Source organism: Aquibium oceanicum (genome assembly GCF_001889605.1).
Classification (GTDB): Bacteria; Pseudomonadota; Alphaproteobacteria; order Rhizobiales; family Rhizobiaceae; genus Aquibium; species Aquibium oceanicum.
Genome location: NZ_CP018171.1, coordinates 2,401,987 through 2,415,957, shown reverse-complemented (window position 1 = coordinate 2,415,957; position 13,971 = coordinate 2,401,987). Strand labels below are relative to the sequence as shown.

14 protein-coding genes are annotated in these 13,971 nt (G+C 64.6%); 6 read left to right on the top strand and 8 right to left on the bottom strand.

The genetic code is table 11. From position 1 onward, the window contains the following. Positions 1-2: 2 nt before the first annotated feature. From BSQ44_RS11930 to BSQ44_RS11915, 4 genes are all read right to left on the bottom strand, one after another. Positions 3-887, bottom strand: coding sequence for an ABC transporter permease (locus tag BSQ44_RS11930; RefSeq protein ID WP_083534714.1), 885 nt, complete (start codon positions 885-887; stop codon positions 3-5). Next, entirely contained in the window at positions 874-1,818 is a 945-nt protein-coding gene (locus BSQ44_RS11925; protein ID WP_072604349.1) for an ABC transporter permease, read from the bottom strand. Before BSQ44_RS11925 ends, BSQ44_RS11930 begins: the two co-directional genes overlap by 14 nt. A gap of 135 nt (positions 1,819-1,953) precedes the next feature. After that, positions 1,954-3,501, bottom strand: coding sequence for an ABC transporter substrate-binding protein (locus BSQ44_RS11920; protein ID WP_072604347.1), 1,548 nt, complete (start codon positions 3,499-3,501; stop codon positions 1,954-1,956). Between the two features lie 92 nt (positions 3,502-3,593). Next, entirely contained in the window at positions 3,594-5,615 is a 2,022-nt protein-coding gene (locus BSQ44_RS11915) for a CocE/NonD family hydrolase (RefSeq protein ID WP_072604344.1), read from the bottom strand. Between the two features lie 108 nt (positions 5,616-5,723). Between BSQ44_RS11915 and BSQ44_RS11910 the strand changes: the two genes are divergently transcribed. Both BSQ44_RS11910 and BSQ44_RS11905 read left to right on the top strand, forming a co-directional pair. Beyond that, on the top strand, positions 5,724-6,530 hold the full coding sequence (locus BSQ44_RS11910) for a helix-turn-helix domain-containing protein (protein WP_072604342.1): 807 nt from the start codon (positions 5,724-5,726) through the stop codon (positions 6,528-6,530). Positions 6,531-6,895: 365 nt separating this feature from the next. After that, positions 6,896-7,153 (top strand): hypothetical protein, encoded by a 258-nt coding sequence (locus BSQ44_RS11905; RefSeq protein ID WP_072604340.1) that lies wholly within the window; start codon positions 6,896-6,898, stop codon positions 7,151-7,153. A gap of 67 nt (positions 7,154-7,220) precedes the next feature. On the opposite strand, the gene BSQ44_RS11900 is transcribed toward BSQ44_RS11905, so the two are convergent. Continuing rightward, entirely contained in the window at positions 7,221-7,703 is a 483-nt protein-coding gene (locus BSQ44_RS11900; protein WP_162276741.1) for a hypothetical protein, read from the bottom strand. Positions 7,704-8,028: 325 nt separating this feature from the next. Between BSQ44_RS11900 and BSQ44_RS11895 the strand changes: the two genes are divergently transcribed. The 4 genes from BSQ44_RS11895 (at position 8,029) to BSQ44_RS11880 (ending at position 10,998) form a co-directional block, all read left to right on the top strand. Beyond that, positions 8,029-8,277, top strand: coding sequence for a DUF982 domain-containing protein (locus tag BSQ44_RS11895; RefSeq protein WP_072604335.1), 249 nt, complete (start codon positions 8,029-8,031; stop codon positions 8,275-8,277). A 221-nt stretch (positions 8,278-8,498) separates the two neighbouring features. Beyond that, on the top strand, positions 8,499-9,326 hold the full coding sequence (gene map, locus BSQ44_RS11890) for a type I methionyl aminopeptidase (protein WP_072604333.1): 828 nt from the start codon (positions 8,499-8,501) through the stop codon (positions 9,324-9,326). Positions 9,327-9,362: 36 nt separating this feature from the next. Further along, a complete protein-coding gene (radC, locus tag BSQ44_RS11885; protein ID WP_235633389.1) occupies positions 9,363-10,130 on the top strand; it encodes a RadC family protein in 768 nt (255 codons plus the stop codon). 142 nt (positions 10,131-10,272) lie between these two features. Next, positions 10,273-10,998, top strand: coding sequence for a class I SAM-dependent methyltransferase (locus BSQ44_RS11880; RefSeq protein WP_083534713.1), 726 nt, complete (start codon positions 10,273-10,275; stop codon positions 10,996-10,998). Between the two features lie 22 nt (positions 10,999-11,020). Here BSQ44_RS11880 and BSQ44_RS11875 read toward each other — a convergent pair whose 3' ends face one another. Genes BSQ44_RS11875 through sufD form a run of 3 tightly spaced genes read right to left on the bottom strand, consistent with a single transcriptional unit; the run spans position 11,021 to position 13,968 of the window. Next, positions 11,021-11,413, bottom strand: coding sequence for an SUF system Fe-S cluster assembly protein (locus BSQ44_RS11875; RefSeq protein WP_072608019.1), 393 nt, complete (start codon positions 11,411-11,413; stop codon positions 11,021-11,023). Positions 11,414-11,418: 5 nt separating this feature from the next. Continuing rightward, positions 11,419-12,654, bottom strand: coding sequence for a cysteine desulfurase (locus BSQ44_RS11870; RefSeq protein ID WP_072604331.1), 1,236 nt, complete (start codon positions 12,652-12,654; stop codon positions 11,419-11,421). 48 nt (positions 12,655-12,702) lie between these two features. Continuing rightward, the gene (gene sufD / locus BSQ44_RS11865; RefSeq protein WP_072604329.1) at positions 12,703-13,968 is read right to left on the bottom strand and encodes a Fe-S cluster assembly protein SufD; all 1,266 of its coding nucleotides are present in this window, start codon (positions 13,966-13,968) and stop codon (positions 12,703-12,705) included. Positions 13,969-13,971: the final 3 nt, after the last annotated feature.

Here is a 13,971-nt window from a genome sequence, read left to right as displayed (position 1 = left end):
AATCACCGCCCCCGCCGCAATCGCGGGTCCAGCACGTCGCGCAGCGCCTCGCCCAGGAAGGTGAAGCCGAGCGTGGTCAGGACCAGCGGGACGCCGCCCGCGACCACCAGCCACGGCGTGTCGCGGATCACCAGGTATCCCTCGTTGAGGATGGTGCCCCAGCTCGCCTGCGGGGGCCGCACCCCAAGCCCGAGGAAGCTCAACCCCGCCTCGATGGTCACGACGACCGGCACGTCCATGGCCGCGAGGATCAGCAGAGGCCCGGCAACGTTCGGCAGGATGTGCAGCAGCAGGATGCGCGGCGTGCTCGCTCCCAGCGAGCGCTGCGCCAGGATGAACTCCGCGCTGCGGATGGCGAGCGTCGCCGTGCGGGCCATTCGCGCGTAGTGCGGGATCGACGAAATGATGACGATCGCCAGCACCAGCCCGAGGCTCGGGCCGGTCAGCGCGACCGTAGCCATCGCCAGCACGATGGTGGGAAAGGCGCGTACGGCATCGAAGAGCAAGAGAAGGAGATTGTCCAGCCAGCGGGGTCCGTAGCCGGCGATCATGCCGAGCGCCAGACCGACGACCAGCGACACCGAGACGCCGATCGCCGCGACCTGCAGCGCGATGCGCCCGCCCCACAGCACGCGCGAAAGCGTGTCGCGCCCGAGCTGGTCCGTGCCGGCTAGGTGATCGAGGGTCGGCGGCGAGAGCCTCGCCGGAATGTCCATGGCCGCGGGATGGTACGGCGCGATCCAGGGTGCCAGCAGCGCGCTGGCGAAGAACAGGATGACCAGCACAAGCCCGACGACGCCCTGCCAGTTGCTCAGGAACAGCTTCAGGCTGGCTGCGCGCTCGCGGGCCGCGGACTCGCGTGGCTGGAGGGCTTCAGAGGGATTCACGGACACGGGGATCCAGCATCGCGACGACGAGATCGGAAACGAGGGTGATGACGAGGTAGAGCGAGGTCGCCACAATGACGGCGCCCTGGACGACGGGAAAATTGCGGTTGAGGACGGTGTCGTAGATCAGCTTGCCGATGCCCGGTCGCGCGAAGATCACCTCGGCGAACACGACGCCCGACAGGAGCCCGCTGAATCCGAGGCCCACCAGCGTGATCGTCGGCAGGATCGCGATGCGCAACGCATATCGGAAGACGATCTTCCGCGGGCGGATGCCGAAGGCGCGGGCGGCGCGGATGTAGCTTTCGCCCATGACCTCCAGCATCGACGCGCGCACCATCCTCGCCAGATATCCGACCCAGCCCAGCCCGACCGCGAAGGCGGGCAGGACCAGATGGCTCAATTGATCGAGCGTGTCGCCCGGCTCCCCTGCCCCGATCGCCGGTAGCCAGCGCAGCCAGATCGAGAAGACCAGCAGGGCCCAGATCGACACGAGGAAGGACGGGATCGCGATCGTCGCGACCGAAAGCACGCCCGTGGCGCGGTCGAACCAACTGCCCGGACGCACCGCGGCGAGCACGCCAAGCGGTATGCCCACGAGCACCGCCCAGCCGAGGCCGGCAAACACCAGCGCGAGCGTGAAGCCGAGTTGCTCCCAGACCATCAGGCCGACGCTGCGTCCGGAAAACACGTCGGTGCCGAGATCGCCGCGCGCGACGTTGCCGATGAACAGCACAAACTGGGTGACGAGCGGCTCGTCGAGATGCATGCGTTCCCGGTACCGCTCGACCACCTCGGGCGTCGCGCGCGGTCCGAGCGCGATGGTGGCGGGGTCGCCGGGAATGACATGCAGGAGCGAGAAGAGAAGCAGCACCACCGAGAACACGATGGCCAGCGACAGGCCGACCCGCTTGACGAGATAAAGCGTCATCCCGCCGCTCTCTCGCCTGTTCGCAAGGCGATGCGTCCGGATACGGAAATCCGGTTGTCGTCGCGGCGGTTGAGCATCGTCTGTCGCATGGTTTGCCTGGAAAGCCGGCCGCTCCTGCGAGCGGCCGGCTGCCGATCAGAGTTGCTTGAAGCGCCGATAGTCCAGCTCGCCCGAAGGCGCAGAGGATATCTCGATCGACGCGCGGTGGGCATAGGGCTCCGGCTCGTGGTTGATCCAGACGTAGGCGCCGGTCTCCTCCATGATGTCCTGCATGCGCAGGTAGATCTCGGCGCGTTTGGCCGGGTCGCTCTCGGCGATGCCCTCCTTGTAGAGCGCATCGAACTCGGGATCGGACCAGCGCTCCCAGTTCCACACGCCGACCTGGTCGGAAACGAACCACTGCATCGCTTCGTAGGGATCGGGCTGACTGCTGAAGCGCATGATGTGCAGCTCGATGTCCTTCCAGGCGTCGCCCTTGTCCTCCATGCCCGCGTCCCAGAACGGTCCGCTGTCCAGCGGCAGGATTTCGACGGTGATGCCGATTGCGCCTAGGTTGGCCTGGATGATCTGTGCCGTCAGCATGCGCTCCTGGTTGTTCAGGGTCTGGAGGCGGAGCGTCAGGTCCGAGACGCCCGCTTCTTCCAGCAGCTGCCGGGCCTTGTCGGGATCGTAGCTGTAGAACTTCGTGGCATCGCGATGGCCGACCAGTCCCGGGCAGACGATGCCGTTGGACTTGGCGGTCGTGCCCGAATAGGCGCCCTGAATGATGGCATCGACGTCGACCGCGTGCTGGATGGCGCGCCGGACGTTCTTGTCCTTCAGCTTCGGATGGTCGGTGTTCATCCCGAGCCACATGTACTGAAGTTCGCCCGCCACGGTCAGCTTGGCATCTTCAGGCAGGGCGGCGTTGTAGCGCGCCAGCGTGTCGGCACCGATTTCGGTGCAGTCGAGCTCGCCCGCCTCGAAGGCCAGCTCGGCCGCCTTGACCTCGGTAATGATGTGGCAGTCGACCCGGTCGAAATCCGGCTTCGGACCCTTCCAATTCGGGTCGCTGGTGAAGATGACGCGCTGGCCGGGGATGTGCTCGTAGAGGTACGGGCCGGCGATGGCGGGGAATTCGGTCGTGAACTTCTCGCCGACCTCCTTCATGGCCTTTTCGCTGAGGATGGCGCCGGTGCCATGGCACAGCGTCACGATGATGAAGGGCGCGAACGGCTGAGACAGAACGATGGTGCCGGTGCGTTCGCCCGTCACCTCGACGTGGTCCATCGCGTCGTAGTAGCCCGACCAGTCGGTGGTCTTCATGCGCTCGAGCGAGTATTTCACGTCCGCTGCGGTCACCGGCCCGTGGCCGCCGCTCCACTCGAGGAAGTCCTCGAGTTCGAAGTCGAGATGCGTCGGATCGCGCTGTTCGAACTTCTTGACGTAGTAGGTCGGCTGCCATGAGACGGTGCCGTCCTTTACGACGTACTCGGTCAGGAACGGCAGACACTGCTTCTGCGTCTCTACGTCGGTGCCCCCGATCATGTATCCGGGATCGAGAATCGTCGCGTCTCCATCGTAGCGCAGCCGCAGCACGCGTTCCTGTGCGAATGCCCAGCGCGGAAATCCCGCTGTGCCTGCCACGCCGAGGGCGGCCGTTCCCGCCAGGAAGCTTCGCCGTGTCGGATGTGTCGTTTTCATTTCCTTCGTTCCCCTGGTTGCTCGATTGTCTGAGAGAAGCGTCACGGGCGTCCTGCCTCGGCCGCCGCCTGCAATCCCTATGTCGTGCTACGTCACACCAGTCGCCTGGGGATCGTGCGGTCCCATTCCTGCTCGTGCATGAGTTCGTCTCCCTCCCAGGCCCGCAACCTGGCGCGGATCCGGAAGGCGTTTTCGTCGGAGGTGAGGTTCGTCTCGGTGATCGAACGAAAGTGCCAGTCGCCGCGCGAGAGCTCGACCGTCCAGTCGACGTCGCCGGAAACGCTGCCCGGCCCGCTCCCGTCGATGCCGTACCGCTCCCGTCCCGTCTTCGAGATCGTGAGGTCGTTGTCGACGATGCGGAACATGCCCGACGTCTCCGTCGTCTCCATAACGGCGCGACCGCTGATCAGGTCGTGCGTCACCTGTGCCCTGACGTCGGCGGGCGAAATCTCCTCGATCTCCAGCGGCGCGGCCGCTTCCGGGTCCTCGAAGGGACGCAGCGAGGCATCCTCTGGGCGCTCGGGCCGGACGGGAAGGATGAGCGCGGTGCCGCCGGTCTGCACCGTCAGCGTCACGGCCTCGGGAGACGGCCAGATGATCGGGAAGTAGCTGCTCGAGATCGAGAGCCTTATCCGGTGTCCGGCCGGGAAACGCTGCGCCACGTGTTTCATCTGCACGCGCACGTCCTGGAATTCGCCCGGCGAGAGCGGTTCCGGCTCCTCGTGGCCGTTGCGATGGGTGAGGTTCAGCACGCCGTAGCTGACGCGCGTCGCAGCTCCACCGGGATGGACGTCGACCAGGCGGACCGCCACCTGCGCCACGCTACAGTCGGCGGCGACACGCAGTTCCACGACCGGATCGCCCGCGATCTCGATCGCCTCCGCCAGAGGCTCGGTCTCGAAAACGAGGCTCCCGCAATCCTCGGTCCGCTGGTCGCCCGGCTGGTCGCCCGGGACCGCGTAGGAACACCATTTGCCGGCGGCCATACCGACCGTGAAGGGGGAGCGCACCTCAAACATCGCGTCCTCTCCCTGGCCGTCCGGGCTAAGGCGCATGTCGGGGGACACTGCGTAGCGTGTCGGCTCGACGTTCGGTGACGGCCACGACGGTTCGGCGACCCAGCGTCCTTCGCGGCCCTCGTAGCTCGTCTGCGGCAGGGCAGGATCCTGCATGAAGAGCCGCAGCATCGGTTCGTCCATGATGCCGGTGTCGTGGCCTTTCAGCCAGTGGTCCCACCAGCGCAGCGATTCCTGCAGGAATCCGATCGCCGGACCCGGACGGGCGATGTGCGGATAGGCGTGCGCCCAGGGCCCGACCAGCCCCTTGCGCGGGCCCGAGAGGCCTTGCATGAGGCGGAATACCGCCCGGCAATAACCGTCGGCCCAGCCGCCGACCGCGTAGACGGGGATGGTGACGCGGGAAAAGTCTTCGCAGATCGATCCATGCTTCCAGAAGGCGTCGCGGGTCTGGTGCTCGAGCCAGTTCTCCACCCACAGGCCGTTCTTCTCCAGCCGCTGCCGCCACAGGTCGCGCCAGTCGTCGGGTCGGTTCCGCGGGTCCGGCGGCAGGGTGTTGCGCCAGAACATCTGCGAAGCCCAGGCTAGATTGTCCACCAGGAGGGCCCCGCCCATGTAATGGACGTCGTCGGCGTAGCGGTCGTCGGTCGAACAGAGCGTCAGCACGGCCTTGAGCGCGGGCGGCTGGAGATAGGCGATCTGCAAGCCGTTGAAGCCGCCCCACGAAATCCCCACGATGCCGACATTTCCGTCGCACCACGGCTGCGCGGCGATCCAGCCAATGGCCTCCACACCGTCTTCGAGTTCCTGCGCCAGGTACTCGTCCGCCATCACACCGTCGGAGTCGCCGCTGCCGCGCAGGTCGAGGCGGACGTAGGCATAGCCGTGGCCCGCCATATAGGGGCCGGTCATCGCATCGCGCCGCAGCGTCAGGTCGTTCTTCCGATAAGGTAGATACTCGAGGATCGCGGGGACGGGCGCGCCTTCCGCGCCTTCGGGCATCCAGATGCGAGCGGCGAGCCGGCATCCGTCGGGCATCGGAATGTCCAGATGCTCGATCTCGCGAACCGCGAATGGAAAGTCCGTCCTGACGCGCATGCAACATCCCTCGATCGACCGCTGCATTAAGTCCCGGTCGCGCGAGTCACGCAATTTCGCATTCATTCGCGGGTTGACACTTTCAACGCTTCAGGTAGCGAATGGGGCATGCGTGACGATTTTGCCCACAACCTTCAATTCCTGTGCGGATTTCATGTCTCGATCGCCGATGTCTGCCGACGTCTTGCGATCAACCGGCAGCAGTTCAACCGATATCTCGCCGGCACGTCGCGGCCGTCTCGTCACAACATGCGCCGGATATGCGACCACTGGGGGGTGACCGAGGCCGAGATCCTACTCGACCCGCGCCAGTTCCGCGAGATCGTCTCGCTGCGACGTCCGGCGGGCGCCGACATGTCGCGCCACGAGGCCTACGGTTTCGTGGAGGACCTGTTTGCCGCAAGCGGACCGCTCGACCACTATGTCGGCTACTACTACCGCTACTTCTATTCCTTCGGCCGACCGGGCCGCATCACGCGCTCACTCGCGGCCATCACGGCCGCCGACGGGCGCTACTTCTGGAAAAACGTCGAACGCGCCCGCGTCCGCGAAGGCCAGTCCGTCCACAGCGTGGCCAAGTATCTGGGCGCGGCGTTCCTGCTCGCCAACCGGATCTACATCGTCGAGCACGACGCCCTGATGAAGAGCTCCATCACGCAGATGACCCTCTATCCCTCCTACCGGGCCGATGTCGGCGATCTTCTCGGCATCCAGACCGGCGGGCCGGTCCGGCGGGGACGCCAGCCCGGCGCCTCAAAGGTCCTGCTTCGCTATCTTGGCCGCCACATCGACATCCGCAAGGCCCTGCAGGGCACCGGAATCTTCGATCCCGCCGACATGGATCCGAGTGTCGCAAACCTCGTCCGAAACGAAATCCCGCCCACCGCTTTCGTCCTCGAGGTCGAGCAGTCGTAGCTCGCATCTATCGGACGGGAGGAAAATCCGGCTCCGTGCTCCAGCCGTTGCTCTGTTGGCAGCCGTCTAACTCCTTGCCAGTGCAATCCGATACGTGCAGGAGGCCGCGCCGGTTGACCTTGAACGCCGCACCCGTGTCTAACATTCGAACTGCGCACTCGGGATCAAACACGCGCTTTCGACGTTTGACACCCTCGTAATGTGGCATTCTTGCCCCGTTCGCGTGAGACGGAACGGCGCCTCCGCGATCACGGAATTGTTTATTTCCGGGCAAGAAAACTATTGGCGAAGATCACGGCGTGGCCGTAACGGGATTTTCTCCACCGCGCCAGGCGCTAGAAAAAGAAAAAAAGGGAGGCAGAAACATGACACCGCCCACGATCCACGAGGTAATCCGCGATGGCGACCAGATCGTCCAATACGTTGTCAGCGCGCAGGAATTCCGGCGATTCGTCCTTTCCATCCAACCCAAAGTGACGATCGACGAGGAAGCCTACCTGGCGGATAATCCCGATGTCGCGGCGGCGATCGAGCTTGGGGCCTTCAAGACGGCCACGGAGCACTACCTCCAGTTCGGCTATTTCGAAGGACGCCCGGCGGTCCCGCCTTCGCAGGAAGAATAGGCGACGATCGCCGCCACCCTTCGCAGCAACCGGCCGCCAGACGCCGCCGATACTGCCATGGAGGCCTTCATTGCCGCGGATCGAACGGACGGCCGAAATTCTTGAAGCCGAACTGAGGATGGACCGCGACCGAGAAGCCATGTCGCCTCGGCATATCCCCAGCCGCGGCATCTTGCCGGTCGATCCGGGTTTCCCACTCGCCGGTCGCCCACTTGCCGCCGTTCTGTAGGAACGGGTATTCCGGGTGCTCCGTCGCCTTCTGGGCGGGCAGGATTTTTTCCAGCCTGTCTTTGTGTTCGATGTGCCCCGCATACCGGGCTTCCCGGCCCGTCACGTCGATCACGATCAGGATGTCCGTTTCGGGCTGGAAACCGGCCTTGCGGATCTTGTTCTCGACCGTCGCGAGCTTCTCGTCGGTCCGCAGCAGGAACATCGATGGCGCTTCCATCCAGACTTCGGCATAGGAAGCGAGCATGCCGACGAGCCCGTCGTAGCGCTTCAGGTAGGTGTCGTCGAACCGGTAGTAGACGGCAACTGCGTATGTATTCATTCGTTCGACCTTCATTGCTCCAATGAAACTCGCCCTGACGCGCCTCCCGATTCTGTTTTTTTGACACCTTACGTCGGGGAAACGCATCCGTCGATCCGATACCGGAATCCAATAGACCCGTTTCGTAACAGTTTTGTCGCGCCGTCGTGAATTCGCTATCCACGCCTCGGACGACCCGATCTGCCTCGGCATTCCTTAGTGCGACGCGGCCGGATCCGGTGCCTTCCGGTTTCCGCCATTCGAACCCGTCGAAAACCTCCTGGCGGATGGAACCGAGTTCCCCGTTAAGCATTCTTAAAGCCAGACAGTCGAGCGGAGCAGGCCCATGCATTCGAGAACCCAGTTTCCCAAGCCGATATGGTTGAGCAAGGGCCTCCACGGCCCCGTCGTGGAAGTCGACACCGCCGAGCGCGCCGCCGAACTTCTCGAAACCTGGCCGAACGGCCGCGGCAAATGGTACATAGCCGCCTCGCGCGCCTGCCGCGCCGCGAGCAGCGGCAAGGCCTCCCCGGTCATGGCCCGCGAAATGTTCGTTCAGGCCGCCCTGGAAGCCCAGCTTCCGATGGCTCAGTAGAATAACTTCACCGACTTCCAGTCGGCCGGCCTTTTGGATCTGACGGATCCTGAGGCCGGCTTTTTTTTGCTCCGATAGTCGACCGACCCCTCCGCGGCGTGCCGGCCTCCTCGCCGTTTCGCACCTGCGCACTTGATGCGCGGCCGCATCGATGCCAAATCTCCCGAACACATCTCGCCTCCGTCCGGCTTCGCGCCGGCAGAGGATCACTGGACGGAACAATGGTCACCTATCAGGAAGCCGCCACCGCGCCGTTGAAGAACACGGGGCAGATCAGGCTCTACGACGAGGACGCGTTCGCCGGCATGCGCAAGGCCTGCCAGTTGACGGCGCGCGCGCTCGACGAACTCGCCGCGATGGTGCAGCCCGGCACGACGACCGAAGAGATCGACCGGTTCGTCTTCCAGTTCGGCATGGACCACGGCGCGATCCCGGCGACGCTCAACTATCGCGGCTACACGAAGTCGTCCTGCACGTCGATCAACCACGTCGTGTGCCACGGCATCCCGGATGCCAAGCCGCTGCGCGAGGGCGACATCGTCAACATCGACGTCACCTACATCCTCGACGGCTGGCACGGCGATTCCTCGCGCATGTATCCGGTGGGAAGGATCAAGCGCGCGGCCGAGCGGCTGCTCGAGGTCACCCACGAATCGATGATGCGCGGCATCGCCGCCGTCGAGCCCGGCGAGCGGACCGGCGCGATTGGCGCCGCCATTCAGTCCTATGCCGAGGCCGAGCGGTGCTCGGTTGTGCGCGACTTCTGCGGCCACGGTGTGGGGCTTCTCTTCCACGACGCGCCCAACATCCTTCACTACGGCAGCCGCAACGAGGGCGTGGAGATGCGCCCCGGCATGATCTTCACCATTGAGCCGATGATCAATCTCGGCCGTCCGCACGTGAAGGTGCTGTCCGACGGCTGGACCGCCGTGACGCGCGACCGGTCGCTCTCGGCCCAGTACGAGCACACGGTGGGCGTCACCGATACCGGCTGCGAAATCTTCACGCTGTCGCCGGGAGGGCTCGACCGGCCCGGTCTGCCGAACTAGTCTCCACGCACAACCGGGCGGCGAAACGTCCGGATCATGCGTGGGGGCGGCATGTCGGGAGAAGACGAGGACGAGCGCGGGTTCTTCGCCGAGCGACCGGCTAGAACGCCATCCAGAACCGAAGCGCAGAGCATTCCGCACTACGCGGGCCATCGCCAACGTCTTCGCGAGCGCTTCCTGAAGGGTGGCGCGGATTCGCTCGCCGACTACGAACTACTCGAACTTCTGCTCTTCCGGTCCATTCCGCGCGCCGACACCAAGCCGGTGGCCAAGGCGCTGATCGCGCGGTTCGGATCGTTCGCCGAGGTTCTTGGCGCGCCGATCCACCTCCTGACCGAAACCAAGGGCGTCGGCAGTTCCGTGGCCTTCGAGATCAAGCTGGCCGCGACCGCCGCCGAGCGCATGCTGAAGAGCAGCATCCGCGGCAGGCAGGTCCTTTCATCCTGGGGTTCGGTGCTCGACTATTGCCGTACGGCGATGGCGTTCGAGCCGCGCGAGCAGTTCCGCATCCTCTTCCTCGACAAGAAAAACGCACTGATCGCGGATGAAGTGCAGCAGACCGGGACAGTGGACCACACTCCGGTCTACCCCCGCGAGGTGGTGCGGCGCGCGCTGGAGCTGTCGGCCACGGCGATCATCCTGGTGCACAACCACCCATCCGGCGACCCCACCCCTTCCCGCGCGGACATCGAGATGACGAAGACGATCATCGATTCCGCCAAGCCGCTCGGCATTTCGGTGCACGACCACATCATCATCGGCAAGAGCGGCCATGCCAGCTTGAAGGGCTTGCAGCTCATCTGAGCGGCGGCATCCTGCCCCGCCGAAGAGACAACAATTTGATTACAATTCTAATAAAACCCCAACATTAACGCTATTCTAACCTTTTGGTAACCTTACCAGCCCGAATTGAGTTAACGTTCGGTTAATAGATAAGGGGACCGACATGCCGCACGCGACAATTTCCGACCAAGCCTTCCTCGCGCCTGTGAAGGCCGATCCGTACCGAAACACGAACAGCCTCGAGTTCGGCTTTCGCGCCAAGCGCTTCCGGCAGGTCCAGCGCCTGATCGAGTCGATCCTCAGCGAGCGGGGCACGGCCGATATCCTCGACCTCGGCGGCACGGAGACCTACTGGAAGATCGGCGAGGATTTCATCAAGGCCAACCGCCACCGGCTCCGCTTCACCATCGTCAACACCGAGGACCAGCAGGTCGAGCAGCAGGACGTCTTCGCCTTCCACAAGGACAGCGCGACCAACCCGACCCTCCTCGACGGCAAGCGGTTCGACCTCGTGCACTCAAATTCCGTCGTCGAGCACGTCGGAAGCTGGATGGACATGGAGGATTTCGCCGCCAACACCCGTCGCCTCGCGCCGCGCTACTACATGCAGACGCCGAATTTCTGGTTTCCCTACGAGCCGCACTTCCGCACGCCGGGCTTCCAGTACCTGCCGGTTGCCGTGCGCGAACGCCTCATCATGCGCTATTCGCTGGGCTTTTTCAGGCGGATCGGAACGATCGAGGAAGCGCGCGACATCATCTACCACCATCACCTGTTGTCGACGCGGGAGATCCGAAAGCTCTTCCCGGACGCGAAGGTGAGCCACGAGAAGGTCGCGGGGCTGAACAAGTCGATCATCGCGATAAGGGACATTCCGGCGGGCCGCTGAGGCCCCGAAGCGGGAGGCGCCGTCAGTACCAGCCGACGGCGACCTGCGCTTCTTCGGACATGCGATCCGGGGTCCATGGTGGGTCGAACACCATCGACACATCGACGCCCGAGACGCCTTCGACTGCACCGACGGCGTTTTCCACCCAGCCCGGCATCTCGCCGGCCACCGGGCAGCCGGGGGCGGTGAGCGTCATGTCGATCTTGACCGACCGATCGTCCTCGATGTCGATCTTGTAGATCAGGCCGAGCTCGTAGATGTCCGATGGTATTTCCGGATCATAGACGGTCTTGAGCGCGCTCACGATGTCGTCGGTGAGACGTGCCAGTTCGTCCGGCGGAATGACCGACGAAGCCTCGATTGAATCCGCGGGAGCATTCGCGGTCTCGTCGTTGTGAACAGTGTCATCACTCATGGTCTTCACCCGAAAAACGTTCGCGCCTTCTCCAGCGCCTCGGCCAGGACGTCGATCTCGGCCTTCGTATTGTACATGCCGAAGGAAGCCCTGCATGTGGAGGTGACGCCGAAGCGTTTCAACAGCGGCTGGGCGCAGTGTGTGCCCGCCCGCACGGCGACGCCGGAGCGATCGATGACCATCGAAACGTCGTGGGCGTGGATGCCTTCGAGTTCGAAGGAGGTTATGGCGCCCTTGTCCGGCGCGTTGCCGAAGATGCGCAACGAATTGATGCCGCGCAGGCGTTCGTGCGCATAGTCGCGCAGCGTCGCCTCGTGCGCGGCAATGTTTTCCCGCCCGACCGCCTCCATGTATTCGAGCGCCGCGCCCAAACCGATCGCCTGGACGATCGGCGGCGTACCGGCTTCGAAGCGGTGCGGGGGATGATTGTAGGTGACGTTGTCCATCGACACGTCCTCGATCATCTCGCCGCCGCCTTGGAAGGGACGCGTCGCCTCCAGCATCTCCATCCGGCCATAGAGGATGCCGATGCCGGACGGCCCGTAGACCTTGTGCCCGGTGAAGACGTAGAAGTCGCAGCCGAGGTCCTGCACGTCGACCGGCAGATGCACGGCGCCCTGGCTGCCGTCGACCAGCACCTTGATGCCGCGCTCATGCGCGATGCGGCAGATCTCCCGGATCGGCGTCACGGTCCCGAGCGCATTCGACATGTGCGTGATCGCGACGAGCTTCGTGCGCTCCGTCAGGCACTTCTCGAATTCCTCGATATGGAAGACGCCCTCGTCGTCCACCGGAGCCCAGACGAGCTTCGCGCCCTGCCGCTCGCGGATGAAATGCCAGGGCACGATGTTGGAATGGTGCTCCATGATGGAGAGCACGATCTCGTCGCCCTCGCCAATGTTCGGCATGCCCCAGCCATAGGCGATCGTGTTGATCGCCTCGGTGGCGTTCTTGGTGAAGACGATCTCGTCGACGCTGGCGGCATTGAGGAAGCGCCGAACCGTCTCGCGTGACTTCTCGTAGGCGTCGGTCGCGGCATTCGACAGGAAGTGCAGCCCGCGGTGCACGTTGGCGTATTCGCTGGAATAGGCGTTCGTGATCGCGTCTATGACCGACTGCGGCTTCTGCGCCGAGGCGCCATTGTCGAGATAGACCAGCGGCTTACCGTAGACCTCGCGCGACAGGATCGGGAAGTCGCGGCGGATCGCCTCGACGTCGTAAGGGGGCGTCATCTGGTCCATGGCGAGACCTCTCCGCCGTCGCTACGGTCTGCGCGCCCGGCCATCATCTCACCCATGCGCCGCGAACCAGCCGTCGAGCCTCGCCTCGAGTGCGGCCACCGTCGCCTCGTCGTCCAGTTCCTCGATGATCTCGGCTACGAAAGCCTTGACCAGAAGTCCGCGCGCTTCCTTCTCCGGAACGCCGCGCGCCATCAGGTAGAACAGGTGGTCGCGGTCGATTTCCGTCACCGTGGCGCCATGGCCGCAGGCGACGTCGTCGGCGAAGATCTCGAGTTCCGGCTTGGCCGAGAACTCGCCGTCGTCGGACAAGAGAAGCGTGTTGCACGACATCTTGGCATCGGTCTTCTGCGCCTCGCGATCGACGCGGATCTGGCCCTGGAAGACGCCGCGGGCCCGCCCGGTCACCACGTTGCGAATGACCTCGGTTGAGGTCGTGGAGGGTGCGGAATGATCGAGCACCATGGTCACGTCGGTGTGGCTGTCGCCCGAAAGCAGGTTCACGCCGCGCAGGCGGAACTCGGCATCCTCTTCCTTCGCGTCGACCCTGATCTCCTGGCGCACCAGCTTGCCGCCGGAGTTCATAACGAACAGCGTCAGCTTGGCGCTCTTGCCGATCCAGGCGTTGAACTGCCCGAGATGCGTGGCACCCTCGGGCTGCTCCTGCAGGATGATCCAGACGATCTCGGCGCCCTCCCCCACCACAAGGTGGCTGACGGAGGAAACAAGCGCGTCACCGCTTCCGGTCTGGCGCTCGACGATCGTCGCCTTCGCCCCTGCGCCGACCTTGACGGGCAGGCGAACATGCGCCTGGCCGCCGGCATGCACGTTCTGAAGCTCGATCGGGGCGCCGAGCTCGGCGCCATCCGCGATGTCGAGGTGCCAGCCGTCGGCGACGAAAGCGGTATTGAGCGGCCCGATCACGTCCGCCGGGTCCCCGGTCGTCAGCGCCGGGGCGAAGCTGCCGTCGACGAGCTTCTCTTCCAGCCGTACGACCGTCACGCCGTCCAGTTTCGGCGCTTCGGCCGCGATCCCGTTCAGGATCGGCAGGACGGTCGAGCCTTCCAGCAGCGCCGGCAAGGGCTTCGCGAGCAGGCTCGGGTCGTAGGCCGGCACCTTCGCCAGCAGGCGGCGCAGGTCGGTGTAGTGCCATGCTTCGACGCGACGCGTCGGCAGGCCGGCCTTCAGCCGCTCGATCGCGTCGTCGCGCCGGCTGATCACCGTCTCGTTGCCCGGCAGGTCCGACGAGCGCTCCTCGAAAGCCTCGATGAGCGCCGTTTCTGCGGGTGTTCTCTGGGGCTGGGAATGAATGTTCATGAC

Coding starts and splice junctions, on each gene's coding strand:
- BSQ44_RS11925 (WP_072604349.1), bottom strand. CDS start 1,818: ATGACGCTTTATCTCGTCAAGCGGGTCGGCCTGTCGCTGGCCATCGTG.
- BSQ44_RS11920 (WP_072604347.1), bottom strand. CDS start 3,501: ATGAAAACGACACATCCGACACGGCGAAGCTTCCTGGCGGGAACGGCC.
- BSQ44_RS11915 (WP_072604344.1), bottom strand. CDS start 5,615: ATGCGCGTCAGGACGGACTTTCCATTCGCGGTTCGCGAGATCGAGCAT.
- BSQ44_RS11910 (WP_072604342.1), top strand. CDS start 5,724: ATGCGTGACGATTTTGCCCACAACCTTCAATTCCTGTGCGGATTTCAT.
- BSQ44_RS11905 (WP_072604340.1), top strand. CDS start 6,896: ATGACACCGCCCACGATCCACGAGGTAATCCGCGATGGCGACCAGATC.
- BSQ44_RS11900 (WP_162276741.1), bottom strand. CDS start 7,703: ATGAATACATACGCAGTTGCCGTCTACTACCGGTTCGACGACACCTAC.
- BSQ44_RS11895 (WP_072604335.1), top strand. CDS start 8,029: ATGCATTCGAGAACCCAGTTTCCCAAGCCGATATGGTTGAGCAAGGGC.
- map (WP_072604333.1), top strand. CDS start 8,499: ATGGTCACCTATCAGGAAGCCGCCACCGCGCCGTTGAAGAACACGGGG.
- radC (WP_235633389.1), top strand. CDS start 9,363: ATGCGTGGGGGCGGCATGTCGGGAGAAGACGAGGACGAGCGCGGGTTC.
- BSQ44_RS11880 (WP_083534713.1), top strand. CDS start 10,273: ATGCCGCACGCGACAATTTCCGACCAAGCCTTCCTCGCGCCTGTGAAG.
- BSQ44_RS11875 (WP_072608019.1), bottom strand. CDS start 11,413: ATGAGTGATGACACTGTTCACAACGACGAGACCGCGAATGCTCCCGCG.
- BSQ44_RS11870 (WP_072604331.1), bottom strand. CDS start 12,654: ATGGACCAGATGACGCCCCCTTACGACGTCGAGGCGATCCGCCGCGAC.
- sufD (WP_072604329.1), bottom strand. CDS start 13,968: ATGAACATTCATTCCCAGCCCCAGAGAACACCCGCAGAAACGGCGCTC.